Annotated in this window: 23 protein-coding genes, 1 other RNA gene and 3 pseudogenes; 11 read left to right on the forward strand and 16 right to left on the reverse strand. The window is 65.0% G+C overall.

Going from position 1 to position 26,139, the window contains the following annotated elements; translation table 11 throughout:
- Positions 1 to 20 precede the first annotated feature (20 nt).
- The 10 genes and pseudogenes from hflC to GGD66_RS09795 form a co-directional block, all read right to left on the reverse strand.
- The gene (gene hflC / locus GGD66_RS09750; protein ID WP_018319715.1) at positions 21 to 917 is read right to left on the reverse strand and encodes a protease modulator HflC; all 897 of its coding nucleotides are present in this window, start codon (positions 915 to 917) and stop codon (positions 21 to 23) included.
- Entirely contained in the window at positions 914 to 2,050 is a 1,137-nt protein-coding gene (gene hflK, locus GGD66_RS09755) for an FtsH protease activity modulator HflK (protein WP_018319714.1), read from the reverse strand. Before hflK ends, hflC begins: the two co-directional genes overlap by 4 nt.
- 153 nt (positions 2,051 to 2,203) lie before the next feature.
- Positions 2,204 to 2,716, reverse strand: coding sequence for a dihydrofolate reductase (locus GGD66_RS09760; protein ID WP_183257522.1), 513 nt, complete (start codon positions 2,714 to 2,716; stop codon positions 2,204 to 2,206).
- On the reverse strand, positions 2,716 to 3,201 hold the full coding sequence (locus GGD66_RS09765; RefSeq protein WP_183257523.1) for a GNAT family N-acetyltransferase: 486 nt from the start codon (positions 3,199 to 3,201) through the stop codon (positions 2,716 to 2,718). The genes GGD66_RS09760 and GGD66_RS09765 overlap by 1 nt, the downstream gene beginning before the upstream one ends.
- A gap of 5 nt (positions 3,202 to 3,206) precedes the next feature.
- Positions 3,207 to 4,001, reverse strand: coding sequence for a thymidylate synthase (locus tag GGD66_RS09770; protein ID WP_018319711.1), 795 nt, complete (start codon positions 3,999 to 4,001; stop codon positions 3,207 to 3,209).
- A gap of 171 nt (positions 4,002 to 4,172) precedes the next feature.
- Entirely contained in the window at positions 4,173 to 5,153 is a 981-nt protein-coding gene (locus GGD66_RS09775) for a tripartite tricarboxylate transporter substrate binding protein BugD (protein ID WP_018319710.1), read from the reverse strand.
- 179 nt (positions 5,154 to 5,332) lie between these two features.
- A complete protein-coding gene (locus GGD66_RS09780) occupies positions 5,333 to 6,847 on the reverse strand; it encodes a tripartite tricarboxylate transporter permease (RefSeq protein ID WP_026202241.1) in 1,515 nt (504 codons plus the stop codon).
- A gap of 7 nt (positions 6,848 to 6,854) precedes the next feature.
- Complete coding sequence (locus GGD66_RS09785) at positions 6,855 to 7,616, reverse strand: tripartite tricarboxylate transporter TctB family protein (protein WP_183257524.1); 762 nt, start codon at positions 7,614 to 7,616, stop codon at positions 6,855 to 6,857.
- Between the two features lie 95 nt (positions 7,617 to 7,711).
- Positions 7,712 to 8,243, reverse strand: a pseudogene (locus tag GGD66_RS09790) (chromate transporter).
- A pseudogene (locus GGD66_RS09795) lies at positions 8,240 to 8,547 on the reverse strand (chromate transporter); the annotation flags it as partial. The pseudogenes GGD66_RS09795 and GGD66_RS09790, both read right to left, overlap by 4 nt.
- A 132-nt stretch (positions 8,548 to 8,679) precedes the next feature.
- Here GGD66_RS09795 and ssrA point away from each other — a divergent pair.
- The 8 genes from ssrA to GGD66_RS09835 all read left to right on the forward strand — a co-directional run bounded on the left by ssrA (position 8,680) and on the right by GGD66_RS09835 (position 15,116).
- Positions 8,680 to 9,045: a transfer-messenger RNA gene (gene ssrA, locus GGD66_RS09800) on the forward strand.
- 115 nt (positions 9,046 to 9,160) lie between these two features.
- A complete protein-coding gene (locus GGD66_RS09805) occupies positions 9,161 to 9,679 on the forward strand; it encodes an SspB family protein (protein ID WP_183257525.1) in 519 nt (172 codons plus the stop codon).
- Between the two features lie 89 nt (positions 9,680 to 9,768).
- Complete coding sequence (fumC, locus tag GGD66_RS09810) at positions 9,769 to 11,217, forward strand: class II fumarate hydratase (protein WP_183257619.1); 1,449 nt, start codon at positions 9,769 to 9,771, stop codon at positions 11,215 to 11,217.
- A 281-nt stretch (positions 11,218 to 11,498) separates the two neighbouring features.
- The gene (locus GGD66_RS09815) at positions 11,499 to 11,702 is read left to right on the forward strand and encodes a DUF4169 family protein (protein ID WP_018319703.1); all 204 of its coding nucleotides are present in this window, start codon (positions 11,499 to 11,501) and stop codon (positions 11,700 to 11,702) included.
- Complete coding sequence (locus GGD66_RS09820; RefSeq protein ID WP_018319702.1) at positions 11,699 to 11,950, forward strand: ribbon-helix-helix domain-containing protein; 252 nt, start codon at positions 11,699 to 11,701, stop codon at positions 11,948 to 11,950. Before GGD66_RS09815 ends, GGD66_RS09820 begins: the two co-directional genes overlap by 4 nt.
- 114 nt (positions 11,951 to 12,064) lie before the next feature.
- Positions 12,065 to 12,340 (forward strand): FeoA family protein, encoded by a 276-nt coding sequence (locus GGD66_RS09825; protein ID WP_018319701.1) that lies wholly within the window; start codon positions 12,065 to 12,067, stop codon positions 12,338 to 12,340.
- 37 nt (positions 12,341 to 12,377) lie between these two features.
- Complete coding sequence (locus GGD66_RS09830) at positions 12,378 to 14,249, forward strand: ferrous iron transporter B (protein ID WP_183257526.1); 1,872 nt, start codon at positions 12,378 to 12,380, stop codon at positions 14,247 to 14,249.
- Positions 14,250 to 14,675: 426 nt separating this feature from the next.
- On the forward strand, positions 14,676 to 15,116 hold the full coding sequence (locus tag GGD66_RS09835; RefSeq protein ID WP_183257527.1) for a hypothetical protein: 441 nt from the start codon (positions 14,676 to 14,678) through the stop codon (positions 15,114 to 15,116).
- 115 nt (positions 15,117 to 15,231) lie between these two features.
- On the opposite strand, the gene GGD66_RS09840 is transcribed toward GGD66_RS09835, so the two are convergent.
- Positions 15,232 to 15,993, reverse strand: coding sequence for an outer membrane protein (locus tag GGD66_RS09840; protein WP_091961499.1), 762 nt, complete (start codon positions 15,991 to 15,993; stop codon positions 15,232 to 15,234).
- A gap of 159 nt (positions 15,994 to 16,152) precedes the next feature.
- A complete protein-coding gene (locus tag GGD66_RS09845) occupies positions 16,153 to 16,494 on the reverse strand; it encodes a hypothetical protein (protein WP_409333976.1) in 342 nt (113 codons plus the stop codon).
- A gap of 218 nt (positions 16,495 to 16,712) precedes the next feature.
- Between GGD66_RS09845 and cax the strand changes: the two genes are divergently transcribed.
- Entirely contained in the window at positions 16,713 to 17,816 is a 1,104-nt protein-coding gene (cax, locus tag GGD66_RS09850) for a calcium/proton exchanger (RefSeq protein ID WP_183257528.1), read from the forward strand.
- 167 nt (positions 17,817 to 17,983) lie between these two features.
- Positions 17,984 to 18,480, forward strand: a pseudogene (locus GGD66_RS09855) (GNAT family N-acetyltransferase).
- A gap of 154 nt (positions 18,481 to 18,634) precedes the next feature.
- On the opposite strand, the gene GGD66_RS09860 reads toward GGD66_RS09855, so the two are convergent.
- The 4 genes from GGD66_RS09860 to GGD66_RS09875 all read right to left on the reverse strand — a co-directional run bounded on the left by GGD66_RS09860 (position 18,635) and on the right by GGD66_RS09875 (position 25,373).
- Entirely contained in the window at positions 18,635 to 18,877 is a 243-nt protein-coding gene (locus GGD66_RS09860) for a hypothetical protein (protein ID WP_092253357.1), read from the reverse strand.
- Positions 18,878 to 18,911: 34 nt separating this feature from the next.
- The gene (locus GGD66_RS09865) at positions 18,912 to 20,030 is read right to left on the reverse strand and encodes a DUF2336 domain-containing protein (RefSeq protein WP_177236959.1); all 1,119 of its coding nucleotides are present in this window, start codon (positions 20,028 to 20,030) and stop codon (positions 18,912 to 18,914) included.
- Positions 20,031 to 20,389: 359 nt separating this feature from the next.
- A complete protein-coding gene (locus GGD66_RS09870) occupies positions 20,390 to 24,001 on the reverse strand; it encodes an AsmA-like C-terminal region-containing protein (RefSeq protein ID WP_183257529.1) in 3,612 nt (1,203 codons plus the stop codon).
- Between the two features lie 142 nt (positions 24,002 to 24,143).
- A complete protein-coding gene (locus tag GGD66_RS09875; RefSeq protein ID WP_183257530.1) occupies positions 24,144 to 25,373 on the reverse strand; it encodes a cytochrome P450 in 1,230 nt (409 codons plus the stop codon).
- Positions 25,374 to 25,503: 130 nt separating this feature from the next.
- On the opposite strand from GGD66_RS09875, the gene GGD66_RS09880 reads away from it, so the two are divergent.
- On the forward strand, positions 25,504 to 26,115 hold the full coding sequence (locus GGD66_RS09880) for a TetR/AcrR family transcriptional regulator (RefSeq protein ID WP_092253363.1): 612 nt from the start codon (positions 25,504 to 25,506) through the stop codon (positions 26,113 to 26,115).
- The last annotated feature ends 24 nt before the right edge of the window (positions 26,116 to 26,139 follow it).

The following is a 26,139-nucleotide window of genomic DNA, read 5'->3' on the forward strand; positions in this document are numbered from 1 at the left end:
TCCGCCGCCCTTTGTCTAACTTACGGCTTCGCCGGCGTCTCGGTCGCCGTCTTGCCGGACGGGTTACTGAAGTACCGGAAGAAATCCGAGTCCGGCCGCAGCAGGAAGCGGGTGTCGTTCGAACGCAGCCCGTTCTCGTAAGCCGTCATCGACCGGTAGAAGGCGAAGAAGTCGGCATCCTTGCTGTAGGCTTCGGCGAACAGGCGGTTGCGCTCGGCATCGCCGGCGCCCCGGGTCTGCTCGGCCTGCGAATTCGCCTCGGCGACGATGACGGTCGCCTCACGATCGGCCTTGGACCTGATCTCCTGAGCCTTCTGGCCGCCCTGCGCGCGGAACTCGGCCGCCTCGCGCTCGCGCTCGGTCTTCATGCGCAGATAGACCGCCTGGCTGTTCTGCTCCGGCAGATCGGCGCGGCGGATCCGGACGTCGACGACCTGGATGCCGTAGCCATCGGCCTCGCGATCGAGCTGGTCGCGGATGCGCTGCATCAGCTTCTCGCGGTCGTCGCGCACCACGTTGATGAAGGAGACCTCGCCCAGCACGCGGCGCAGCGCCGCGTTCAGCAGCGTGGTCAGCTGGATGTTGGCAGCCTGGATCGAGCCGACGCTCTGATAGAAGCGCAGCGCATCCTTGATGCGGTAGCGCGCGAAGGCGTCGACCACGAGCCGCTTCTGATCGGAGGCGATCGCTTCCTGCGACGGGTTCTCCAGATCGAGGATCCGCTTGTCGATGTTGATCACCGAATTCCACGGCGCCTTGAAGTGCAGGCCGGGTGCGGTGACGACGTCGACGGGCCGGCCGAACTGGAGCACGATGGTCTGCTCGGTCTGCTGCACCGTGAACAGCGACATGTAGCCGACGATCACGACCAGCAGGAGCCCAACCAGCGTGACGAAACCTGTGACCGGGGACCTCATCGGTTGCCTCCGCTCGACTGCGGACCGGTGGTAGGCGGCCGCTTGGTCGTCAGTTCGCCGAGCGGCAGATAGGGCACGATGCCCTGGCCCGAGGGCCCGCCGTCATAGACCAGCTTGTCGGCGCCGCCGAGCACGCGCTCCATCGTCTCCAGATAGATCCGTTCACGCGTCACGTCGGGCGCCTTCTTGTATTCCTCGTACACCTTCAGGAAGCGCGCGCTCTGGCCCTTGGCCTCGGCGACCGCCTGCTCCTTGTAGCCTTCGGCGTCTTGCAGGATCTTGGCCGAGCGGCCCCGCGCCTGCGGCACCACCTGGTTGGCGTAGGTCTGCGCCTCGTTCTGCAACTGCTCGAGATTGGCGCGCGCCGCCTGGACGTCGCGGAACGCGTCGATCACCTGCGCCGGCGGATCGACCTTCTGCATCTGCACCTGTGTGACCTGAATGCCGGCGCCATAGCTGTCCAGCGTCCTCTGGATCAGCTCCTGCACGCCCTGCTCGGTGACGTTGCGTGCGCCGGTCAGGATCGGCTGGATCTGCGAGCGGCCGATCACCTCGCGCATCGCGCTCTCGGAGACCGCCTTCACGGTGCCCTCGGGATTCTGGATGTTGAAGAGGAAGTCGCCGACGCCGTCCGGTTTGATGCGCCAGAGCACGGTGAAGTCGACGTCGACGATGTTCTCGTCGCCGGTCAACATCAGGCTCTCTTCCGGCACGTCACGAATGGAGCGGCCGCGCCGCGCCGGATCGTCGATCAGCGTCATGCCGATCGAAATGGTGTTGACGCGCAGCGCTTTGGGCAGCAGCACTGTCTCGATCGGATAGGGCAGATGATAGTTCAGGCCCGGCTGCACGGTGCGAACATGCTTGCCGAAACGCAGCACGACGCCGAGCTCTTCGGACTGTACGCGGAAGAAGCCCGACAGCAGCCAGAACGCGACGATCAGCAGCACGATCAGCGTGATGCCGATGCCGGAGAAATAGCCTCCCGGCATGATCTGCTGGAGGCGGTCCTGGCCGCGCCGCAGAAGGTCTTCCAGATCCGGCGGCCTCGGCCCGACCGGTTGCGGGCCTGAGCCCCATGGTCCCTTCGGACCCGAGCCCCATGGGCCACCGCCCTGATTCTTCCACGGCATTCGACGCTCTCCTCGGCAGGGTGGAATTGCCCCCGCCCGCTTTGTCCGGTCCGGCTTTATAGGGGACAGGCAAGTCCCTTACAACGCAGCGGTGCCCGTCTTCCGAGCTATGCTCGGGCTCGAAAAAGTCAATGTAAACATTGACGAATGCGGTTAATGGCGCGGCCGCCGACGATATGTCACATAGGAGAAGTCGGCGCTGTCCTCGCCTGCGGCAGGATGGCGGACACGTCCCACCTCGTCCCATTCCGCCTTGTCGATGTCGAAATACGTATCGCCATCGGGTCGCGCATGCACTTCGGTGATTTCGAGGCGATCGGCGCGATCGAGCCATTGCCGAAAGATCTCGGCGCCGCCGATCACCGCGATCTCAGTGACCGAACGCCGCAGGGCATCGCCGCGCGCGACCGTGTCGGCGTCCGCGGCCGACGTCGTGACGATGGCACCATTGGCGCGATAATCCGCATCGCGCGTGATAAGGATGTTCGTGCGGCCCGGCAGCGGACGGCGGGGCAATGATTCAAAGGTCTTGCGGCCCATGATCACGGGCTTGCCGATCGTGAGCGCCTTGAAGCGCGCCATGTCGGATTTCAATCGCCACGGGATCGCGTTGCCCGCGCCGATGACGCCGTTCTCCGCGATCGCGACGACGAAGACGATCTCCATCAGGGCGCACTCCCGGCAAGCCGCGTCAGCGCCGGCCCGGTGACGCGGCACAGCGTCCAATCGTCCATCATCACCGCGCCGAGCGATTTGTAGAACGCGATCGACGGCGCGTTCCAGTCGAGCACCGCCCATTGCAGGCGGGACCAGCCGTTATCGGCGCATTCCTTGGCCAGATAAACCAGCAGCGCCTTGCCGAGCCCCCTGCCGCGATGCGACGGCCGCACGTAGAGATCCTCGAGATAGATGCCGTGACGGCCACTGAAGGTGGAGAAATTTGTAAACCAGACCGCGAAGCCGACCGGCTCGCCGTCCCACTCGGCGATCGCGCAATAGAGTTGCGGTCGCTCGCCGAACAGCGCATCGGCGATGTCGGCCTCGGTCGCTTCGACCTCGTGCGAGAGTTTTTCGTATTCGGCGAGCTCTCGGATGAAAGCGAGAACGAGCCCGGCTTCGCCCGGGCGCACACGGCGAATGTTGAGCGACATCGGCGCTAAACCGCGACTTCCGCCTTGATGTGCGGATGCGGGTCGTAGCCGACGAGCTCGAAATCCTCAAAGCGGAAGGAGAAGATGTCCTTCACATCGGGATTGATCCGCATCACCGGCAGCGCGCGCGGCGCGCGCGTGAGCTGAAGCCGGGCCTGCTCCAGATGGTTGGAATAGAGATGGGTATCGCCGAACGAATGTACGAAGTCGCCGGGCTTCAGGCCGGTGACCTGCGCCACCATCATGGTCAGCAACGCATAGGAGGCGATGTTGAAGGGCACGCCGAGGAAGACGTCGGCCGAGCGCTGATAGAGCTGGCAGGACAGCTTGCCGCCTGCGACGTAGAACTGGAACAGGCAATGGCACGGCGGCAGCGCCATCTTGTCGACTTCGGCTGGATTCCACGCCGAGACGATCAGGCGGCGCGAGTCCGGATTGCGCTTGATCATGTCGACCACGTTCGCAATCTGGTCGATGCTGCGGCCGTCAGGCGCCGGCCAGGAGCGCCATTGATGGCCATAGACCGGGCCGAGATCGCCATTGGCATCCGCCCATTCGTCCCAGATGGTGACACCGTTGTCGCGCAGATATTTGATGTTGGTGTCGCCCTTCAGGAACCACAGCAGCTCGTGGATGATTGCCTTCAGCGGCAGCCGCTTGGTGGTCAGCATCGGGAAGCCGGCCGACAGATTGAAGCGCATCTGATGACCGAACACCGAGAGCGTGCCGGTACCGGTCCGGTCGGTCTTCTCGGCGCCGTCTGAAAGAATCCGCTCGAGCAGGTCCTGATACTGGTGCATGTGCGACTGAGCCTTTGGGGAGGCGGCGAACTTAGCGGCCGCCCCCGCGCTGCAACAGCGGCGATTCGCTGTCCGCTCAGATTATACCCGGAAAAGTGAGTGGTCCCGGCGCAAACGACAAGGGGCGGAACCCAGGTCCCGCCCCTTGCCCTATCGGCTTGATCGCACTGCCTAAGTTGCCGGCTTGAGCACCGGGGTCCATTTCGCGATCTCGTTCTTGACGAGGGTGGCCAGCGCCTCCGGCGTCCGCTCCGCAGGGCCCGGGATGACGCTGCCGAGCTCGAGCAGGCGCTTCTTCACGGTCTCGTCGTCGAGCGCCTTGCTGGCCGCAGCGTTCAGGCTGGCCAGAATCGCCGGCGAAGTTCCCTTGGGTGCGAACATCGCATTCCAGGCCTGGGCCTGGAATTTCGGCAGGCCCGCTTCTGCCGTGGTCGGCACGTTCGGCAGCGACGGATTGCGCTCCGGCGTTGCGATCGCATAGGCCTTGATGGTCCCGGCATTGATCTGCGGCACGGCGTTGACGATCTGGTCGCACATGTAGTCGACCTGCCCCGCCACCAGCGCGTTCATCGCAGGTCCCGTGCCGTTGAAGGGCACGCCGACCGGCTTGATGTCGAGGATCGAGTGCAGGAGCTCGCAGGAAACGTGCGAGACCGAGCCGACGCCGGCATGGGCAGCATTCACCTTCTCGGCGTTGGCCTTCACATAGGCCACGAACTCCTTCAAATCCTTCGGCGGAAAGTCCTTGCGCGCGAGGATCAGGATCGGGGTGCCCGCGAGCAGCGCGATCGGCTCGAAATCCTTCTCGGGATGATAGGCGAGCTTGGGATAGAGCGGCACCGAGGCGGCATGCGTGCCCATATGCCCGGTGATGAGCGTATAGCCGTCATTGGCCGCGCGCGCGGCGCGGGTGGTTGCGGTGGTGCCGCCGGCGCCGACCACGTTCTCGATGATGATGCTCTGTCCCAGCGTCTGCGCCATATGCCCGGTGACGATGCGCGCGACGACGTCGGTCGGGCCGCCAGCCGCAAACGGCACGATCATGGTGATGCTGCGCGTCGGATAAGTCTGCGCCTCAGCCGGCGCAACAAAAGCGCACAGCGAGGCGAGCGCTGCGGCACATGCGCTCGTGAGCGCGCGAATGAAGGTCATGTCGATCCCCGTCGTTCCCTTGGACACAGCAAAATGCCGGCCCAAAGGCCGGCATTTTCATTTCACGAAGCCGTAACACAAGTCGATTCGACTTCCGAATGCGGCGCGCCGACGCAGGCGGCTTTTCACGTGAGCATGATCTTTCCGGAAAACCGCCTGACACTTTTCCGGATCATGCCCTAGTTCTCAGACTCGGTGAACACCTGGTCCCGCTTCGACCGCAACACAGGCAGCACCGTGAGCAGCAGCAGGCTCGCCGCGATCGCGAGCAGCACCGCCGACAGCGGACGCGTCAGGAACACGCTCCAGTCGCCGCGCGAGATCAGCAGCGCACGGCGCAGGTTCTCTTCCATCAGCGGTCCGAGCACCATTCCGAGCAGCAGCGGTGCCGGCTCGAAATCGTGCTTGATCAGCCAGTAGCCGACGAGACCGAACACGCCGGCAAGGATGACGTCGACCGGCGCGTTGTTCACCGAGTAGATGCCGATCGCGCAGAAGATCACGATCGAGGGGAACATCAGCCGGTACGGCACGCGAAGCAACCGGACCCAGATTCCGACCAGCGGCAGGTTGATGATGATCAGCATCAGATTGCCGATCCACATCGAGGCGATCATGCCCCAGACGAGGTCGGGCTGCTTCTGCATCACCTGCGGACCCGGCACGATGCCATGGATGGTCATCGCGCCCACCATCAGCGCCATCACCGCGTTCGGCGGGATGCCGAGCGTCAGCAGCGGGATGAAGGAGGTCTGCGCCGCAGCGTTGTTGGCGCTTTCCGGCGCCGCCACGCCCTCGATCGCGCCGCGGCCGAACCGCGACGGGTTCTTGGCGAGCTTCTTCTCGAGCGTGTAGGCCGCGAAGGAGGCGATGACCGCGCCGCCGCCGGGGAGGATGCCGAGGATCGAGCCGAGCACGGTGCCGCGCAGGATCGGCGGCGTCGAGTCGAGCAGGTCCTTCTTTGTCGGCATCAGGCCGGTGATCTTCTGCTGCACGAGATCGCGGTTCATCTCGGCGCCATGGTCGAGATTGCGGATGATCTCGGCGAAGCCGAACACGCCCATCGCCACCGTCGCAAAGCCGAGGCCGTCGGCGAGCTCTGGAATGTTGAAGGCCATGCGCGAGGCGCCAGTCTCGATGTCCGAGCCGACCATCGACAGCAGCAGGCCGAACACGATCATCGCGATCGCCTTCAGCACCGAACCCTTGGCCAGCACGACCGCGAAGATCAGGCCGAGCACCATCAGCGAGAAATACTCGGCCGGACCGAACGCCAGCGCGAGCTTGGTCAGCGGCGCGCCGAGCAGGGCAATCAGCACGGTCGCGACGCAGCCGGCGAAGAACGAGCCGATCGCCGCGATCGCCAGCGCCGGGCCGGCACGGCCCTGCTTGGCCATCTGGTGACCGTCGATAGCGGTGACGACCGATGTCGCCTCACCTGGAATATTGACCAGGATCGACGTGGTCGAGCCACCATACTGGGCGCCGTAATAGATGCCGGCGAGCATGATCAGCGCGCCAACCGGCGGCAATCCGAAGGTGATCGGCAGCAGCATCGCGACGGTGGCGATGGTGCCGATGCCCGGGAGCACGCCGACCAGGGTGCCGACCAGCGCCCCAATCAGGCACATCAGCAGGTTGATCGGGGTCAGCGCGACGGCAAAACCGTGAGCGAGGTTGGCAAAGATATCCATCACACCCTCACTGGATCATGAAACGCGGGTACATCGGCATCGGCAACCCGAGCACGTAGGGGAATAGAATCGCGCAGCCGATGGTCAGGCAGGCGCCGACGATGGCGGCCTCCAGCCAGCGCGTCTCATGCGACCCCGTCGCGGCGATCATGAAGCTCGCAAAGGCCGTGACCACGAGGCCGAGCGGCCGGATCGCCAGCGCGAAGAACAGGATCGCGGCCATCACGAACAGCGGCCCGCGCCACGAGTAATGGGCCATCGTCGGCCCATCGGTCAGAAGTCCGGTCAGGGCGATGCCGGCGGACAAGGCGACCAGCAGTCCGCCGAACATCCGCGGCGCGGTGCCGGCGCCGAAGGAGAAGCCGCGCATCCCCTGCAGATCGCTCGAGGCCCACAGCGCAAACAGGGCCAGCGCCATTAGGATGACCCCGCCGACATAGTCCTGCGCCGACCTGATGGTCATGAACAGCGTGACGATCGCGACCACGAAGATCGGATAGGAATAGATCAGCGCCAGCAGCACCTCGGACGACGCCTTCTTGGTGTCACCGGTGGCCGCTCCCATCAACGTACTGGGCGCGCCGGCGAGCAACGCGGTGACGTGGCTGATCACGACCGTGGCCGGGCCGCGTCCCGCGCCCCAACCGAAAATCGTCCCTATCGACCAGATGAATTCGAAAATCTGCGGCGCAATCGCCAGCAGACAGAAGCCGAGCGCCACCTTGGTATTTCGGGTGGCTGTCGCCGTGTGGCCCATCGTATCGGCCATGCATGTCTCCTCCGCGACCGGTAAGTCACGAGCACTGTTGTTCTAAATCGGCTGGAACTGGGTCCCCCGCCCGGATCACTGCCTAGCGATTTTCATTACACAATGCCAGCAAAACCCAACAGTCCCCCGGCGAGCAGGAGCCAGAGTGGATTGATGCGCGGGACCGCGGCGATCACCGCAACCATTGCGGTCAGAAGCACTGCAGCAATTGTGCGATCGGTCGACTGGGCCAGGATCAAGGCACTTGCCGCCATCAATCCAATCGAAAGCGGAACCAGTGCAGCTTGGATCAAGCCGGGCCAGCGCGATTTGCTGGGCCGATTGAGGAGGCGGCTGACATAATAAGCAAGCAGCGCCGTCGGCAGGCACATCGCCAGCCGTCGCCGCCAGTGCGCCGGGGATGCCGGCGACGGCATAGCCGATTAAGGTCACGATAAGCACGTTCGGACCTGGCGAGAGCTGCGCGATCGCGTAGGCGTCGGTGAACTGCTTGTCGGTCATCCAGTGATGCACCTCGACCGCGATGCGGTGCATCTCGGCCATCGCCGCCGCGGCGCCGCCGACCGCGAACAGCGACATCAGTCCAAAGGTGGAGATCAGCGCCCAGATCGGATTCTCGGGCTTCATGCTGCTACTTTCCGCCGCAGGAAAAAAGTGGCGCCGACACCGACGGGGATCGCGATCAGCAGCACCGCCGGAAGCGGCAGGCGAAGCACGCCGATGCGAGAAACACGCCGGCCATCAGGATCAATGCGAGGGGATCCGTCCGCTTCAGCAGCGGCGTCATCATGCGGACCACTACTGCGATCACGAGGCCTACCGCCGCGCAGGAGATGCCGGCGAGGCTGCGGCGCAGCACGTCGAGGTCGCCGTAACGGGCGTAGATGATCGCAAGCATCGTCATGATCAGCGTCGGCGGCAGCAACAGGCCTGGCGCTCGGCCGGCCGGTGCTGAATCCTCGGACATCTCAGAAGCTTAGAACGCCGGCCGCGGCGTCGCTAAGGCCAGTCGCGCCTCCGTCCGGAACCTATCCCAAGGGAACTGCGCGGGAACGTTCAAAACCCCCTGTTTTTCAAACCCTTTGCGCCCTATATTGGGGCTGCCGGTTCGCCGGCTATGGAAATAAACGGTCGTCGCAATAAACCATTCGGACCCGGGGGCGGTACCCGGCGCCTCCACCAAAGCCCACCAACGGGTCATCCCGAAGCGGTCTTTGGCGGGGGCGAAATAGGATCGACGAGGGCGTAAAGGGCGTACTTTTTCCCGGTATTGTTCCGCCGTTATCGGGCTACTGCAATAGTTGCCAACGACAACTTTGCTCCGGTTGCTCAGGCTGCGTAACGCAGTTTGAAAGACCATCTTAAAGTCCTAACGGGTTAAGCTCCGTTAGGCGGGGTTCGGAGGCACCTGGCAACAGAAGCCTCCACTTTACTCTTGATTTCTTCCCCGGCGGGGACTCCTGCTGACCCGTCAGGCGCGGTACTATTGCGGCTTGGCGAGTCGGGTCGGCACGGTCCGGCTTCGGGGATGCAACAGGACCACCATGGCGACCGATCATATCCGATACGATGTGCTGGCCCGCGACGCGCTGCGCGGCGTGCTGCGGAAGGTGCTGACCGATGCCGCGGCCCAGGGCCTGCCGGGCGAGCACCATTTCTTCATCACCTTCGTGTCGAAGGCCGAGGGCGTGAAGCTGTCGCCGCGGCTGCTGGCGCAATATCCGGAAGAGATGACGATCATCCTGCAGCATCAGTTCTGGGACCTGACCGTGCTCGAGGACCGCTTCGAGGTCGGCCTGTCCTTCGGCGGCATTCCGGAGCGGCTGATCGTGCCGTTCAGCGCCATCAAGAGCTTCCTCGATCCGTCCGTGAAATTCGGCCTGCAGTTCGACACGTCCGACGTCGCCGAGGTCGCGCCCGAGACGCTGCCGACAGCTCCCGCGCCGTCGGCCGTCGCCGTGCAGACGCCTGCCACTGAAACGGCGGAAGGCACGGAGGAGCCTGCGGCTCCGAACCAGGGCGGCGCCGAAGTCGTGCGGCTCGATCGTTTCCGCAAGAAATGATCTAGGTTGGGGCCGAAGCCATCGCGCCCGGCCAAACTGTCTATATAGAAGAGCACATGAAACGGCCGCGCGGCATTTCGGGCGGCAGGATGGATGTGCTCATGGCCAAAACTGCCCGCTCGAAGACTGACCGCTCGAAGACTGCCCGCCCCAACACCCGCATCGAGACCGACAGTTTCGGCCCCATCGAGGTCCCCTCCGATCGTTATTGGGGGGCGCAGACCGAGCGCTCGCGCCAGAACTTCCGCATCGGCACCGACCGCATGCCGATCTCGCTCGTGCACGCGCTCGGCATCGTCAAGCTCGCGGCGGCGCAGTCCAACCTCGAGCTCGGCCTGCTCGACCGGCGCCGCGCGGGCGCCATCATCCGCGCCGCGCGCGAAGTGATCGAGGGCAAGCTCGATGACCATTTCCCGCTTGTCGTGTGGCAGACCGGCTCGGGCACGCAGAGCAACATGAACCTCAACGAGGTGATCGCAAACCGCGCCAATGAGCTGCTCGGCGGCGAGCTCGGCGCCAAGAAGCCGGTGCATCCCAACGATCACGTCAACATGAGCCAATCGTCGAACGATTCGTTCCCGACCGCGATGCATGTCGCGGCCGCGAGTCGCATCAATGCCGACCTCATTCCTGCGCTCGATGAGCTGCTCCGCGCGCTGCGCAAGAAGGAGAAAGCGTTCGCAAAAATCGTCAAGATCGGCCGGACTCATACGCAGGATGCCACGCCCCTGACGCTCGGCCAGGAGTTTTCCGGCTATGCCGCGCAGGTCGAAAGCGGCATCGCCCGGCTCAGGAGCGCGGTGAAGGACCTCTATCCGCTGGCGCAGGGCGGCACCGCCGTCGGCACCGGCCTCAACTCGAAGCCGCGCTTCGCGAAGCTTTTCGCCAAGCACGTGGTCGGGATCACGAAGCTGCCCTTCACCAGCGCCGCCAACAAATTCGAGGCACTGGCCTCCAACGACGCCTACGTGCTGGCGCATGGCGCCATCAACTCGGTCGCGACAGGGCTGTTCAAGATCGCCAACGACATCCGCCTCCTGGGATCAGGCCCGCGCTCGGGGCTTGGCGAGCTGATCCTGCCGGAGAACGAGCCGGGCTCCTCGATCATGCCGGGCAAGGTCAATCCGACCCAGTGCGAGGCGATGACCATGGTGTGCTGCCAGGTGTTCGGCAATCACACCGCGATCACGGTGGCCGGCAGCCAGGGCCATTTCGAGCTCAACGTCTACAAGCCCGTGCTCGCCTACAACATGCTGCACTCGATCCGCCTGATGGCGGATGCGGCGCGATCCTTCACCGAGCATTGCGTGAGCGGCATTCGTGCCGACGAAAAGCGCATAAGTGAGCTGATGCAGCGTTCGCTGATGCTGGTGACGGCGCTCGCCCCGAAGATCGGCTACGACAACGCCGCCAAGGTGGCCAAGACGGCCCATGCCAACGGCACCACGCTGAAGGAGGAGGCGCTGCGGCTCGGCTTCGTCTCGGCCGACGAGTTCGATCGCCTGGTCCGCCCCGAGAAGATGACCAGCCCGGGATAGAACTCCGAATTCCGATAGCCATCCGTAATGATACGGACGCTCGTCGCCCTAGAAATGTGCGGCTTTGGGGGCGGGATTTGATTACCGTCAATGTTCCGGCAGGACGGCGTGCTACGCAGCCCTTCCGCCCCTCGACGGGGGCGAAATTCATCGTTTGATGGCCCGAGAGGCCGATTGACGAGGACAAGCGAATGGCGATCAAGTCTTGTGGGGCGCAGTGCGGCACCCTGTTTCTGAGTGTTTCATCCTGCCTGGAAAGGATCGGATGATGGAGACGCGGCATGGGGAACGTCATCAACCTGAATCGTTTCAGGAAGCGCGCCGAACGGGAAGCCTCGGCGAAGCAGGCGGACGCCAACCGGACGAAGTTCGGCCGCACGAAGGCGGAACGGTCGGCGCAGGAGACGCGCGCGGACAAGGCGAAGGCGCATCTGGACCAGCATCAGTTGGACCAGCACCAGATCGATCGCGAGGAGCAGCCATGAAGTCGCCCGTCGTGAAACGGTCGATCGTCGTCGCCGGGCACAAGACCAGCGTCAGCCTGGAAGAGGCGTTCTGGAACGGCATGAAGGAGATCTCCGGCTTGCGCAACATGACGTTGTCCGAGCTGGTCGGCGAGATCGACAACAACCGCCAGCAGGGCAATTTGTCGTCGGCGATCCGCCTGTTCGTGCTGGACTACTTCAAGAGCCGGGCCATGGCCCCCCAGCCGGACAAGGTCGCGGCCCAGTAGGCGCCGGGGCGCCTTCGACGGCGCTCCGCGACCTGCACTTTAAAATCACTCTAAGGTGCGGTTTCAGCGAGCGCGCGCGCTTGACCTCAATGCCTTGCGTTGAAAATACAGGGCATGACCGACACCAATGACACGCGCCCGCACATGCCGCTGGGTCTGGCCCAGCGCGGCTATACCGGCGTCATCCAGCATCTTTCCGCTCGCGAGGCGGGCTCGGCGCTCTCCGACATCGAGCTCGAGAGCCGCCTGATCGAGCTCGGCTTCGTCGAGGGCGCCCGGGTCGAGGTCCTGCACGAGGGGCTGGTCGGGCGCGACCCGATCGCCGTGCGGGTCGACAGCATCACGATTGCGGTCCGACGCCGCGAGGCCATGGCCATCATCGTCGCCTAGACAGCGACCGGACCTCTGATCCCGGACCAGTGATTCCATGGAATTACCCCTGCTGCATCTCGCCCTGGTGGGCACGCCGAACAGCGGCAAGACCTCGCTGTTCAATGCCCTGACCGGCAGCCGGCAGAAGGTCGCGAACTATCCGGGCGTCACCGTCGAGCGCAAAGAAGGCTTCTTCGTCACTCCCCTGGGACGTCAGGTCTCGGTGGTCGACCTGCCCGGCACCTATTCGCTGCGCGGCCGCAGCCCGGACGAGGAGATCACCCGCGACTTCGTGCTCGGCAAGGCCTCCGGCGAGACCGTGCCCGACCTCGTGCTGTGCGTGGCCGATTCGACCAATTTGCGGCTGACCATCCGCCTGCTGCTCGAGCTCAAGCGCACCGGACGGCCGATGCTGCTCGTGCTCAACATGTTCGACATCGCGGCCCGCCGCGGCATCACCGTCGACACGGAGCGGCTTGCCAAGGAGCTCGGCCTGCCCGTGGTCACCTCGATCGCGGTGCGCAAGGGCGGCACCGCCGACCTCTTGAAGCTGACCGACGAGGTCTCGGCAAAGCTCGCCGCCGAGGCGGAGGCGAACAACTGGCGCGCGCTCAGTGTCTCCGAATTGCGCGCGACCCAGCGCGAGGCCGACCGCATCATCGCCGACTGCGTCAGCCTGCCTGCCAGGCCCGACACATGGACCGCGCGGATCGACGCGATCGTGCTGCATCCGGTCGGCGGCCTCGTCGTGCTCGCGCTGATCCTGTTCGTGATGTTCCAGGCGGTGTTCGCCTGGGCGCAACCGGCAATGGACGTGCTCAAGTCCGGCTTCGACGGGCTCGGGGAGCTCGTGCAGGCCACCCTGCCCGACGGCCTGTTGCAGAGCTTCCTGCAGAATGGCGTGATCTCCGGCGTCGGCAGCGTCATCGTGTTCCTGCCGCAGATCATCCTCATCTTCCTGTTCATCCTGCTGCTGGAAGATTTCGGCTACATGGCGCGCGCCGCGTTCCTGATGGACCGCATCATGGGCGGCGCCGGCCTGCACGGCCGCGCTTTCATTCCGCTGCTGTCGAGCTTTGCCTGCGCCATTCCCGGCATCATGGCGACGCGCGTGATCGACAACAAGCGCGACCGGCTGACCACGATCCTGATCGCGCCGCTGATGACCTGCTCGGCGCGTATTCCGGTCTACACGCTGATCATCTCGGCTTTCATCCCTGCGAAGGACGTCTGGGGCTTCATCAACCTGCAGGGCCTCGTGATGTTCGGCCTCTATGCCTGCGGCATCATCAGCGCGCTTCTCGTCTCGTTCCTGATCAAGTTCTTCATGCTGCGCGACTATGCGCCGGCGCCGTTCATGCTCGAGCTGCCGGACTACAAGATGCCGCGGTTGAAATCGATCGTGATCGGCATCTTCACCCGCGCCAAGATGTTCCTGTACCGCGCCGGCACCACGATCTTCTCGATGATGGTGCTGATCTGGTTCCTGGCCTCGTTCCCGCAGCCTCCGGCGGGCGCGACCGAACCCGCGATCGACTTCAGCCTCGCCGCGATGATCGGCAAGGCACTCGAACCGCTGCTCGCCCCGGTCGGCTTCAACTGGCAGATCGCGGTCGCGCTGATCCCGGGCATGGCGGCGCGCGAGGTCGCGGTCGCGGCACTCGGCACCGTCTATGCGATCGAAGGCGGCAAGGAAGCGGCCGAGCAGATCGGCCAGGTGCTGGCGACGAAATGGTCGCTCGCCACCGCGCTGTCGATGCTGGCCTGGTACATCTTCGCCCCGCAATGCGCCTCGACGCTGGCCGTGATCCGGCGCGAGACCGGAAGCTGGACCTGGATGGCCGTGACCTTCACCTACATGCTGGTGCTGGCCTATGCCGCGAGCCTCCTGACCTACAACGTCGCGGTGGCGCTGGGCGCCGGCTAGCCCCTCCAAAACAAAAATCGCGAAAACAACCCCATGCACAGTAGACGGGGGCTGTGAAATCAATGGCTTACGCGCGGGCGAGAGTCGTCTCGGCTGCCTGGTCGGGCGAAAAACTGGCACGATGCCATTCTTCCGAGAATCATCGATGCCGCACAGGTCTGGCTCGCAAGTCACGAGCTTTGCCGACGCGCGACCAGACTGCTGCGAAGCTGCGGCAGCGGTCGAGCTGCATGCTGCTTCCGAGGCGCGGCATCGTCGGGCAAAGCATGGATGCAATGACATCATCAAAGAGTCGCCAGGACCAGGTTGGAGATATTTCGCGCACTTGATCTGGATCAAGCTGCCTCGCGCAACGAGTCGGAAACTGGCGAAACGTCGTCGCAAGCTGGGCCATTGTGGGGGCACGGAGCGACCGGGATGCCGTTATTGGCCTATTTCTGGAAGGTCGGAGCGGCGTTGCTCGCGCTCCTGTTCGTTGCGGACTTTTGTCTGCCCGGCGCGCAAGTCGCCGAGAGGACGATCGCGGATCGGGCGACCATACGCATTCACTCGGACCGCAAATGGCCCCAGCGTGTGGTCCTCGATACGACCGCGCCAGTGATCGTGGCGGTCGCATCTGCACCTTCGATCACGGAGCCTCCTTCCCTCGACCGCACAGAGCCGCCGGTCATTCGAGCAGAGACACCCGCCGTCGCCAACGCACTTGCGATGGTACGCGCGAACCCGCCGCCGCGCGAAGCCATCGAGCACAAGCGACCGCGAAAGTCGCAACATATTGCGACACGACCGAAACGGCATCAGACGCCGCAGATGGTCCTGGCGACGCGGCAACCACAGCTCGGGTGGTTTGGCTACCGGGACTGGTGATCGCAATGGCGCTCGTGCGGCACTCGAACACGCCGGACATTCTCGCGTCTGTTCATCTCCCACGAAAAAGGCCCCGGTCGATGCCGGGGCCTGAGTTCACCGGGAAGACCTGAGATCAGTAGCGAGCCGTGACCGGCGCGCCGTAACCGCCGAAGCGATAGTTCAGCCGAAGTGTGACCATGTCGATATCCTGGGTGACGCCGCTGCCCGTGAGCGCGAGCCCGCCGGGCGTGACCACGCCGGCTGCGAAGGCGGTGTTGTCGCGCCCCATCCAGAGATGGTCGTACTCGACACCGACCGACCAGTTCGGCGTGAAGCCGTATTCCCAGCCAACACCGAGAGCACCGCCCCAGCGCGTGTGACCTGCGGAGGCGAGGCCAACGCCCGTGACGTTGTTGAAAATGTCGAAGCGATTACGGGTCACCGCCGCGCCGCCCTTCAGGTAGAACAGCGAGGCGTTCCATGCCCAACCTACCTGGGCCGTGAAGAGCCCGATGCCATCTGTCTTGCCCGTGGTCGAGACCAGCGGATCAATCAGGCTGACACGCGTGTTCTTGATCTCGGCCCAATCGCCCTGCGCTTCCAGGCCGAGCACAAACTGATTGGTCTGCCAGCGATACCCGAGCTGTCCGCCGATCAAGCCGCCGGAGCGATCGGCGCAACCACTTGCGAGCGTCCCTGCGGCCGTCACGAAGTCCACGCAGCCACGGCTCTGCCCCCAGCCGCCGTTGGCGCCGATGTAGAATCCCGTCCAGTTATAGACTGCCATCACAGGTACCGGCGGCGGCGCTGCCTTGACAGCCATATCGGCAGCCATGGCCGGAGCCACCATGCTCAGCGCCGCGAAGCCGATCGCAGCTATCGAGAGCTTCTTCATCGTCGAATCCCCTTTTCCTAGATCTCTGCCGTTCAAAAATTGAGCCTTATGCAGGCTGGCGTGCATATTGCGAACGTCTCGAAGGTTACGCGCGAGGGAAGCTTTGGCTCGTACCAAAATGGCAACACTCAAGCGCCACGTCTGTGCACGATAACGTGCTTACTCGCCATCCATCTCGGAGCGCGAAGTGCTGTCTTGTTCGTCGGCAAGCCAAGCGTGGATGCCGGAGGATGGGATGAGCCGCCTGGGAAGATGGGGGTTGATCGTGCCTGCAAAGACCGCAAGCCCCTCGTCGAGCCTGGCACGCGCGAACAGCTTGGCTTCATGCTCGGTCGCGAAAGTCTTCGTCTCACGCGGACTCCGCTGTCTCAAAAGTAGCCCCCGTTTTCGAACTTCAAAGGTGACGTACCAAGTCGGAATCATCGCTCGCACCAACGCCTCGCCAACCAGCCCGGTTGCTGTTGTGGTTTGGCCGTGATCGCAGCGCTTGATGCAGATCAACTCGAATGGCTTGTCGAATTCGCCAGCGAGGAAGGCCAGATGCAGCGCAGCAGCGGCGGGAGCCGCCGCCTTTGGCGCCTATGGCTATCGCCGGGCGTGCGGATATCAGCCGCCCTGCTATTGAGGCGCCGGTTCGAGGGCGCGCAAGCCGTTGAGCTAGATCAACACCGGGCCCCTCTCCGGCGGCAGCGTCGAGGTCTGACCGCGAAGGACGGACTATGAATGCGCTGCTCAGGGAAATCCGGCACAGCCCGCTGCTGTGGCTGCTGATTGTCGTGCCTGTCGTGATCGTGCTCGAGCACGTCATGCCGGACGCGCATACGCTGCTGTTCGTGCTGGCCGTGATCGCCATCGTGCCGCTCGCGAGCCTGCTCAGCCACGCGACGGAGGCCGTGGCCGAGAAGACAGGCGATGCGGTCGGTGGGCTGTTGAACGCCACGCTTGGCAATCTCACGGAGCTCATCATCGCGGTCACAGCGTTGCAGGCCGGTCAATACATGCTGGTCAAAGCCTCGATCGCGGGTGCGATCGTGACCAACTCGCTGTTCATGCTGGGCGCATCGCTGTTCCTGGGCGGATTGAGGCATCGCGTGCAGGAATACAACCGGGCAGGTGGCAGGCTCCATTCCGCGCTGCTGCTGATGGCCACGATTGCGCTGTTGTCACCCTCGGCCGTGGCCGATCTCGACTTTCCCGGACACGAGGCGACGGTGCAGCGCTTGAGCACCGCCTTGGCGGTCCTGCTGATCGCGGCCTATGGTCTCGGCCTGCTGTTCTCGCTGAAAACGCACAAGGAGCTGTTTGCAAGCAGCGACCATGGCGAGGCTGGCGGCCCGATACTGCCGATTGCAATCGCCGTTCCGACACTGGGGATCGTCACCGTGCTGGTTGCGCTCGTGAGCGAAATCTTCGTCGCGTCGGTGCAGAAGGCCGCCGAAACGCTCGGCATGACCCCGGCATTCGTCGGGTTCATCGTCGTTGCCCTGGTCGGGGCCGCGGCCGAGATGGCCGTGGCGTTTTCCGCGGCACGCCGCAACCGGCTCGACATGAGCGTGAGCATCGCGCTCGGAAGCGCCAGCCAGATCGCCTTGTTCGTCGCACCCGTTCTCGTGCTGCTGAGCTACGTTGTCGGGCCGCAGCCCATGGATCTTCAATTCTGGCCGGGCGCGGTGACCATGGTCATGATCGCCGCCGTGGTGACGAGCTTCGTCACCAATGGCGGACGCTCCGCCTGGTTCGTCGGCGCGCTCCTGCTCTGCATCTACGCGATCTTCGCGATGACGCTCTACATGGTCCCGCCCGGCTCGCACGGCCCGGTCTAAAGCATGATCCGGAAAAGTGCGCAGCGGTTTTCCGGAAAGATCATGCTTGAACAACGACCTAAAGCGCCGCGCGCCGGTTGACCTGTCGGGCAAAACAGCGGCACGATGGCATCATCGGCCTCGATAACATCCAGATCGCGACCAGCTCCGGGCGACACTCTGCTTCCATGAATCGCTTCAGTACCGACAACCTGAACGCCGAGCGGCTGAACGAAAGTCACCTCGCCGACCTCGTCGCGCTCCATCTGGATCCCGAAGCGTCGCGTTATCTCGGCGGCGTGCGCTCGGCGGAGGCAACGGAGAAATATCTCGTCGCCAACATGGCGCATTGGGATCAATACGGCTTCGGCCTGTGGACCCTGCGCACGAAAGACGGCGCCTTTGCCGGACGGGCGGGCATCCGGCACATCCTGGTGAATGACGTCGACGAGATCGAGATCGCCTATGCGTTCGTGCGCGGCGTCTGGGGCCGCGGATTTGCCAGCGAGATCGCGACTGCGCTCACTCGATCGGGCTGTCACAGCTCGAGCTGCCGTCTCTCATCGGCATTGTCTATGTCGCAAACGGCGCATCGCGCCGTGTGCTGGAGAAATCGAATTACCTGGTCGAGCGGAGCACGATCCGTCACGGCGAGGACGTGGTGATCTACCGAATCCGTCGATGAAAGCCGCGGGTCCTCCTGCGCGGTGACGACGTAACCACCGCGCAAGAGGTTGAGCCGCCCAGCCCCTTAAGGCGCGATGCGATCAGGATGGAGCGTCATCGCGCTTTAGCTTGTTGTTTATGCATGATGACGTCGCCGCGCGGCCTCGCGGATCCTACCTGAAATACCCCAGCACGAGATCGATGTCGGAGCTTCCGGCCACCGTGCCGGTCAGCTCGGCGTCGATGACGCGGCGGCAGGCGTCGATCGCGGCGTGGTCGCCGAGGTCGTTGGCGGCTTCCAGCACGAGCCAGGCCGCGTCCACCGACGCCTTGTCGGGTGCTCCGCCGCCGAGATCGGCGGTGACGGCGCTGTTGAGGTTCTTCTTGCGAACCGCGGTGCCGAATTGAGGCAACATTGCAAATACTCCCCTTCGAATTCCGGGACGATGCTCAGTGGACCTGAAGCTCGGGCTGACGGCCGCCGGCGATGGAATCCGCGGTCTTGCGCGACTGGTAGAACTTCAAGACGCTGCGCGAGGTCTCGATCTTGAGCCGGCCGAAATCGCGCTCGTTTTCGTGTAGCTCGCGCGCCGTGATCAGATGATCCTTGGCGCCGAGGAACAGCAGCGACATGGTCGTGTCCCAGGAAAAGTCGAGCGCCTTGCACAGCACCAGAATCATCTCGCGGTTGCGGTCCATCATCGCGCGCTCGATCACGTCAACCGGCAGCGCCGACAGCAGCGACAGGCCGATCTGCACCTCGTCGAAGCGATGCTGGCGCGCATAGTTCGAGATCGAATCCTGGTTGAGGTTGCCCTGGCGATGCTGCGTCGTCACCACGCGCTTGGCGACGAAATAGCTGCGCGAGGACGGGCCGAACTTGGACTGGAGATCGCCGGTGACCTCGGTCACCGAGCTCTGGATCTGCGCCATCATTTCGGGCCGCTCGGTCTCGAGGCGGCGGCGGACGTCTTCCGACGCCTTCGAGATCAGCTGCTGGAAGATGTGGCGCGGCACGTCCTTGCGCAGGCCAAGCTGCTCGGCGAGGATCGAATCGCCTTCGGCGCGCCGGACCATGTGCAACAGGCCCGAACCGGAGAAACGCGCGCCCTCGTTCCTGGCCACCGACGTCACGACCTCCTGATCGCCGCGCTTGACCAGCACGTCGGTGACGGCCTCGCCGATCGATTTGCGCTGGGCGATCGCGAGCAGATGCGACTGGCCCTTGGTCATGGCGCTCTCGACCAGCATCTTCTCGTCGAGACGAGTGGAGTCGCGCAGCACGGGACCTGCGACCTCGATCTCGTCGTCGAGCGCCAGCTTTTCGATGACGTTGAGCGGAGCGTGATCGCACGCCGACATCAGCTCCGAGAGCTGCGCCCGCGCAGCGACCTCGATCTCGTCGGCGAGCCGCCCGATGACCTCGCCGAACATGCTGATCTCGTCGTCGCTGTAGCGGCCCGTGATCAGAATGTCGGTCGCATGCCACAACGCCTTGGCCCGGCTCTCGTCAGTGCCGCGCGCGATCGCGTCGTCCAGATCCTGTAGAAGCGTTTTCGCCCCGTTCATCTCGATAACCCCAATTCTTGGCAGTTCTTTTGGCGCGCCGCCCCGCCGCTCGTGGCGGGACACCGGATTCCCTGGGAACTGACGCTAGAGATCAAACGCGAGAATTCGGTAAAATCGGCAAATCAGTTTTGCCGGGCAAAATTCATTCAAATGCGAGGGAATGGGTTTACGGGCGGACAAGGCGGCTCGGAAGGTGCGCTCCCTCTCCCGCTTGCGGGAGAGGGTTGGGGAGAGGTTGTCTCAACGGAGAGACTCCCAATGTGGAGACATCCCCCACCCGGCGCTTCGTGCCGACCTCCCCCGCAAGCGGGAGAGGTCGCACCGAGCCCGCGGATTCATCTCTCTAAACAAGGGCACCCTTACGGATTCTGCGGCGTCAGCACCAGCGGCGGCTTCGGCTTGGGCTTGGCGGGCGGCGGACCCGGAGCGGGCTTCACGTCGATGGCCGGCGGCAGCGGCGCAAGCTGTTGGGCAAGCGGCGGGCTTGGAGCTGCGGGAGCGGCCTGCGGAGCCTTCGGCAGCGGCGCGGCTTTCGGCTTTGACGGCGCGCGGCGCGGATCTTGGCCCGGCAGCGGCACGTTAACCGGCGCCTGCTCGGGCGCTGCATCCGGAGACACCAGCGTCGGCAGCGCCGCGGTCGCCGGCGGCGGCTCGCCGCGCTCGATGGCGTCGAGCCGGCGCGTCTCGCGGTCGATCGTGCGCACCGCAAGCCAGGACGACAGCGGCGCAAGGTCGATCGTGCGATTGAGCTTGTCGGGAGGGCCGGCCGCGAACAGCTGGATCTCCGGCGGGGCGCCGGAGAGGCCGGTCATGATCGGCGTCAGGCTGGCGCGGATGTCGGCCTGGTCGGCGGGAATGTCATAGCCGCCGGAGACGATGGCGCGGGCGTTCTTCGCTTCCAGCGGCGTGGCGCCGACGCGCAAGCGACCGTCGCGGATCGTGAACGGGATCTGCGCCGAGGCCACCGCGATCGGTGCGGCGGCAAGCGCGGGCTCGACCAGCTGGCGCAGGCGGTTGTCGTCGGCGACCTGGCCGCCATCGCTGGCGCGAATCGCGATCTCGAAGGCGCGCGGATTGAGGCCGCCGATTTCCGCGGAGTCCAGCGTCACCGTGCCGTTGCCGGCGAGCGCACCGGTGAGTGCCGCGACGCTGCGGCCCTGGCTGGTCAGCGCCATCTGCACCGAGGCGCGCCCCTTCGGCAGCGCGAGATCGCGATAGCGCAGCGTCGCCGCATCGACATTGCTGAGATCGATGCGCGCGTTCAGCGCAAGACCATTCGCGCCGTTGCGTGCGTCGAGGCTCGCCGACATCTCGCCGCCACTGAGGCCGCCCTTTAATGCATCGAGTGCGAGCGACTGGCCGTCGCTTCGCAGCGTGCCGCCGAACGGGCGCAGCTCGATGCCGCCGGGCAACATCCCGCGCAACGCCTGGAAGGCGATGCGGCCGCGCCAGCCGCCCAACAACCCCGCGCTCAGCGGCTCGCCGGACTCGTGTCCCGCCGCGCCGATCGCCATCGCCAGCGCGGGCGCCAGATCGAGCGTATCGAGGCCGACTTCGCCGTCGACGCTCCTTTCCTGATCGAGCGTCACCGCCAGATGACCGCGCAAATGCGAGCCCGCTGCATTGCCGTCGAGATCGTCGAAGGTCAGGCGGTTGCCGGAGAGCGTGAGGCGGGAGGACAGGCTGACGGCCTGCATCGATTTGCCGGCCGGGCTGGTCCCGAACAGCGGCGCCAGATTGGCGTTACGCACGCGCAGGTTCACGCTGGCTTTCGGCTCCGACAATTCGACGCTGCCCTGCGCATCGGCGTCGAGCCCGCCGCCGCTGAGCTTGGCGTTCAATTGCAACGGCCGCCGCCATGCACCGGTCAGCTTGCCTTCGAATTGCGACGCGCCCTCGCCTGCGGCCACCACGCGATCGAGCCCGAGCAGCGCCAGCAGCGCGCCGGCCTGCGGCGTCGATATCTTCGAGTCCAGCGTGAAGTCGCTGTTGCGCAATTTGTCGATATCGATGCCGTTGACCGCCGCCACCGGCGTCTGCGCAGCCAGCGTCGCACTGGCCTTGAGCTGCGGCGCGTCGAGGTCGAGCACGGCGCGGGCATTGCTGCGATCGGCATGCTCGGCATTCCTGTCGAGGCTGAGATCGAGCTTGAGGCGGGTCGCGCCTGGTAATGAGGGGATGGCATCGAAACGGGCGCGGACCGCAGGCGCAAACGGCTCGATCAACGCGGTGAGCTCGCGCAGCGCATTGGCCGAGGACTTCAGCGCGAGCTTGCCGGTGGCCTTGGTGCGGTCGAAGCTGCCGCTCGCCTCGGTGGTCACGCCGCTGGCCTGGCCGAAGCGCAGCTGCTCCAGCGACAGCGATGCCGGGCCGTAACCGAGCTTTGCCGCGAACGGCCGCAGCTCCTGGCCGGCGGAGATGGCGCGGCCGATATCGAGCGAGAGCTTTGCCTCTTCCGGCCATTCGCCCTGCGGCCCCGCAAGCGCGCGCACAAAGCTCGCGGCGGCGTCGAGATCGAGCCGATCGGCCTTGAGCTCGGCGTCGATCCGCGAGCCCTTGCTCGCGCCTGTTTGCACGAAGGCGATGCGGCCCGTGACGGCGCCGCCTTCGATGTCGGCCTTCAGCCTGTCGATGGCGAGATGGTTGGCGGCGATGGTTACGTCGCCGGCAAGGCGCAGCGGCCGCGTGCTGCGGCGGTTGATCTCGCTGCGGCCCTGCAACCAGGCCACCAGCGCGTCAGGATCGGAGGATTCGACACTGAGACGACCGCTGAAACTGTCGGCGCCGGGAGCTGCGCCGTTGAGCGAGAGCTGCGTCATGCCGGGCGCGCGCAGCTCGAGCCGCTGGAAGGTCCAGGATCGTCCATCGGTCTGAAGCTCGGCCGCGATGTTCTGCAGCGGGCGGCCGCCGAGCATGATCTGGTCGGAATTGAACTCGATCTGCGCCGGGATCGGCGCCTGCGGAATGGCAGCCAGCCCCGCGCGCAGCGCCGGCAGGATGCGGAGCGGCTCGGCATCATCCTTGCCCGCGAGCCTGTCGGCATCGACCTGGCGCGCCGACAGCACCGCGCGCAGCAGCGGCGAGGCGCCGAATTTGAGGTCGCCGACGCCGCCGAGCTTCAGCGCATTGTCTTCAGCGCCGAAGCTCGCGTCGATCTGCTCGAACTTCGCACCGGCTGGATCCGCCCTAAGCTTGGTCGTGAGCTTCCACGGCGTTGGACCCGCCTCGCCCGCCTTCTTGACCGCCGGCACGGCCAGCGTCAGCGCACCGTCGAATTTCGGCAGGCGGTTGTCGAAGGCGAGCACGCCCTCGAGATCGGCGAGGATGGCACGCTCGCCGGGATCGATGTTGAGATGGAGACGGGTGGCACTGCCGTCGGCGCTCGGGCCGGAGGAGACGCGGAACGGATAGCGCACCCCGGCGGCGGTGAATCTTCCGTCGCCGCGCACCGAGCCCGCGAGTGAGCGGACGTCGCCGGAGAAGGCGATGTCGTTCAGCTCCAGCGTCGAGCGGCTGGCGGCATCGTGGAGCGCAATGCGGCCGGTGAGATTGACCCGCTCGATGGCAAGCGAGGCCAGATTGAAGGTGCCGCTCGCGGTGGAGGGCAGATCGACCCGCCCCCGGGCATCGAGGCCGAGGTCGACCGCCATGCCGCCCACCGAAAGCTCGGTGGCGCGCCATTCGCCGCGCATCAAGGAGCCCAGGCTGAACTCGACATCGAGCTTGTCGGCGCGCAGGCGGCCGAGATCGTTGTTGCCGCCGAAGGTGACCTGGCGCAGCCGCAGCGTCGGCGCCGGCAACAGCCGCGCGTCGAGCTCGCCCGCGACCCGCACCGGTACGCCGATGATCTTGCCAGCCTCCGCCTCGAACTGGGGCCTGAACTGGTTCCAGTCGACGTAGTAAGGCCCGATCAGCGCGGCCAGCAGCGCAATAATGAAGGCAATCGCCAATCCGAGCAGCGTCGTCTGCACGGGTCTCCCCTCGGCCAAACCGGCATCCGGACCAAACCCTGGCCTTAGTGGACTTCAGGCGTGCCGGAACAGCCCCTTATATAGGGGGAAGTGTGGCGAAGTCACAGCGACTGTTGCGCGCGGAGGTTAATGCCGGCGCGCCTCACCAGCTCGCCGGCAGCCGCTTCAGGCCGCGCAGCACGAAGGTCGGCCGCCATTCCGGGTTTTCGACGTTGTCGATGCGCAAATCGGGCAGCCGCCGCAGCAGCGTGGCAATGGCGATCTCGGCCTCGATGCGCGCCAGCTGGGCACCGAGGCAGAAATGGATACCGCCACCGAACGACAGCGGTTTCACATTCTGGCGGGTGACATCGAGTTGGTCGGGCCGATCGGGATAGACCGCGGGATCGCGGTTGGCCGAGCCGAGCAGGCACAGCACGGTCTCGCCCTTGGGGATCCTCTTGCCGCCGAGATCCTCGATCTCCTCCAGCGCGACGCGTCCGGTCATCTGCACCGAGGAATCGTAGCGCAAGAATTCCTCGATCGCGCCTGCCATCAGCTCGGGGCGCGCCTTGAGCAGCGCAAGCTGGTCCGGATTGCGGTGGAGCGCGAGCAGGCCGTTGCCGATGAGATTGACGGTGGTCTCGTGGCCGGCGCCGAACAAGAGGATGATGTTGGCGGTCAGCTCCTCATTGGTGAGCTTGTTGCCGTCCTCCTCGGCCTGCACCAGCTGGGTGGTGAGATCGTCCCCGGGGTTCTTGCGGCGCAGCTCGAACAGCTGCTGGAAATACATCTGCGCCATCAGGTTGCCCTCGTTGCCCTTCCTGATCTCCTCGGCAGTGAGCGGAACGGGGTCGAGCAGCCGCCCGCCGTCACGCGAGCTCTTGTAGAAGACCTCGCGATGGTCCTCGGGGATGCCGAGCATCTCGCAGATGATGGTGACGGGCAGGCGGAAGGCGAAATCCTCGATCAGGTCCATGTGGCCACGCTCGATCACGGCATCGATGGCCTGGTCGACGATTGCCTGGATGCGCGGCCGCATGTCCTCGACGCGGCGGGCGGTGAAGGCCTTCACGACGAGGCCGCGCAGGCGGGTGTGGTCGGGCGGATCGGCCTGCAGCATCCAGTGGCTCATGCTGCGGAACACCGGCTCGTCCATGATGGCGGCGCTATATCGGCGCTTGGAGCGCTCGACGAAATCCTTGCCGAAGCGCTTGTCGCGCATCACGAGGCTGACGTCGGCGTGGCGACTGGTGACGAACTGGCCGAACGGCGTCACGTGGATCGGATCGTTCGTGCGCAGCCGTTCATAGTGCGGATAGGGATCGCGGATGAAGTCCGGCGACAGCGGGTTGAACAGCGGTCCGCCTGCGCCTTGCACGTGCTCGTTCATGGTGACCTCAATCGGTTGCCGATGACACGAATACGCCGATCGCAGCCCCACTGCCCGGCGTAACCATCCCCAAAATTTATCAACTCGATACATTGTTGTATCGAGTTGCATTCTGCCCTAACCTCGTCCGATGTCAAGGGTGAGAACCAGGCCTACCAGGGACGATACGCGCGACAAATTGTTCGAGGCGGCCGCGCGCGTGTTCGAGCAGGACGGCATCGGCGGCGCCAGCATCGAGGCGATCGCGGCGGCGGCAGGCTTCACCCGCGGCGCGTTCTATTCCAACTTCAAGAGCAAGGACGAGCTGATCATCGCCATGCTCGAGGACCATGTCGAGCAGTCGATCCGGCGCAACCTCGACATCCTCGCCCAGCACGACAATCTCGACGACTTCATCGCTGCGCTGAAGGCGATGGACCGCTCGCGGCAGGATCCCCTCGCCCGCTCGCCGCTGCTGCACATGGAGATGATCCTGTTCGTCGCCCGCGCCGAGAAGCGCCGTCCCGAGCTTGCCAAACGCCTGCGCGCGCGGCGCAAGCTGGTGGCCGACATCGTCGAGGCGACGTTGAAGAGCAACGGACGCAACGACAATCTGAATCCGCCCTGGATGGCCTCCGTCGTGCTGGCGCTCGAAGACGGCTTTCGCCTGCACCGGCTGATCGATCCCGAGACGACGCCTGCGGACAGCTTTCTGCGGGCGATCACGGATTTGCGGCGGAGGACGGGGCTGGCGTCGGACTAGGGTGTCGCGGCATCTTCCGTCCGC

Source organism: Bradyrhizobium sp. CIR48, from assembly GCF_014198315.1.
Classification (GTDB): Bacteria; Pseudomonadota; Alphaproteobacteria; order Rhizobiales; family Xanthobacteraceae; genus Bradyrhizobium.

What these genes read in the sequence shown, in the direction of transcription:
- GGD66_RS09875 (WP_183257530.1), bottom strand. Translation starts at nt 25,373, where the DNA reads ATGAACGAGCACGTGCAAGGCGCAGGCGGACCGCTGTTCAACCCGCTG.
- fumC (WP_183257619.1), top strand. Translation starts at nt 9,769, where the DNA reads ATGGATGTGCTCATGGCCAAAACTGCCCGCTCGAAGACTGACCGCTCG.
- GGD66_RS09840 (WP_091961499.1), bottom strand. Translation starts at nt 15,993, where the DNA reads ATGAAGAAGCTCTCGATAGCTGCGATCGGCTTCGCGGCGCTGAGCATG.
- GGD66_RS09880 (WP_092253363.1), top strand. Translation starts at nt 25,504, where the DNA reads ATGTCAAGGGTGAGAACCAGGCCTACCAGGGACGATACGCGCGACAAA.
- GGD66_RS09765 (WP_183257523.1), bottom strand. Translation starts at nt 3,201, where the DNA reads ATGTCGCTCAACATTCGCCGTGTGCGCCCGGGCGAAGCCGGGCTCGTT.
- GGD66_RS09770 (WP_018319711.1), bottom strand. Translation starts at nt 4,001, where the DNA reads ATGCACCAGTATCAGGACCTGCTCGAGCGGATTCTTTCAGACGGCGCC.
- GGD66_RS09780 (WP_026202241.1), bottom strand. Translation starts at nt 6,847, where the DNA reads ATGGATATCTTTGCCAACCTCGCTCACGGTTTTGCCGTCGCGCTGACC.
- GGD66_RS09775 (WP_018319710.1), bottom strand. Translation starts at nt 5,153, where the DNA reads ATGACCTTCATTCGCGCGCTCACGAGCGCATGTGCCGCAGCGCTCGCC.
- GGD66_RS09825 (WP_018319701.1), top strand. Translation starts at nt 12,065, where the DNA reads ATGACCGACACCAATGACACGCGCCCGCACATGCCGCTGGGTCTGGCC.
- GGD66_RS09785 (WP_183257524.1), bottom strand. Translation starts at nt 7,616, where the DNA reads ATGGCCGATACGATGGGCCACACGGCGACAGCCACCCGAAATACCAAG.
- GGD66_RS09760 (WP_183257522.1), bottom strand. Translation starts at nt 2,716, where the DNA reads ATGGAGATCGTCTTCGTCGTCGCGATCGCGGAGAACGGCGTCATCGGC.
- GGD66_RS09815 (WP_018319703.1), top strand. Translation starts at nt 11,499, where the DNA reads ATGGGGAACGTCATCAACCTGAATCGTTTCAGGAAGCGCGCCGAACGG.
- GGD66_RS09860 (WP_092253357.1), bottom strand. Translation starts at nt 18,877, where the DNA reads ATGTTGCCTCAATTCGGCACCGCGGTTCGCAAGAAGAACCTCAACAGC.
- GGD66_RS09820 (WP_018319702.1), top strand. Translation starts at nt 11,699, where the DNA reads ATGAAGTCGCCCGTCGTGAAACGGTCGATCGTCGTCGCCGGGCACAAG.
- GGD66_RS09865 (WP_177236959.1), bottom strand. Translation starts at nt 20,030, where the DNA reads ATGAACGGGGCGAAAACGCTTCTACAGGATCTGGACGACGCGATCGCG.
- GGD66_RS09805 (WP_183257525.1), top strand. Translation starts at nt 9,161, where the DNA reads ATGGCGACCGATCATATCCGATACGATGTGCTGGCCCGCGACGCGCTG.
- GGD66_RS09830 (WP_183257526.1), top strand. Translation starts at nt 12,378, where the DNA reads ATGGAATTACCCCTGCTGCATCTCGCCCTGGTGGGCACGCCGAACAGC.
- hflK (WP_018319714.1), bottom strand. Translation starts at nt 2,050, where the DNA reads ATGCCGTGGAAGAATCAGGGCGGTGGCCCATGGGGCTCGGGTCCGAAG.
- cax (WP_183257528.1), top strand. Translation starts at nt 16,713, where the DNA reads ATGAATGCGCTGCTCAGGGAAATCCGGCACAGCCCGCTGCTGTGGCTG.
- hflC (WP_018319715.1), bottom strand. Translation starts at nt 917, where the DNA reads ATGAGGTCCCCGGTCACAGGTTTCGTCACGCTGGTTGGGCTCCTGCTG.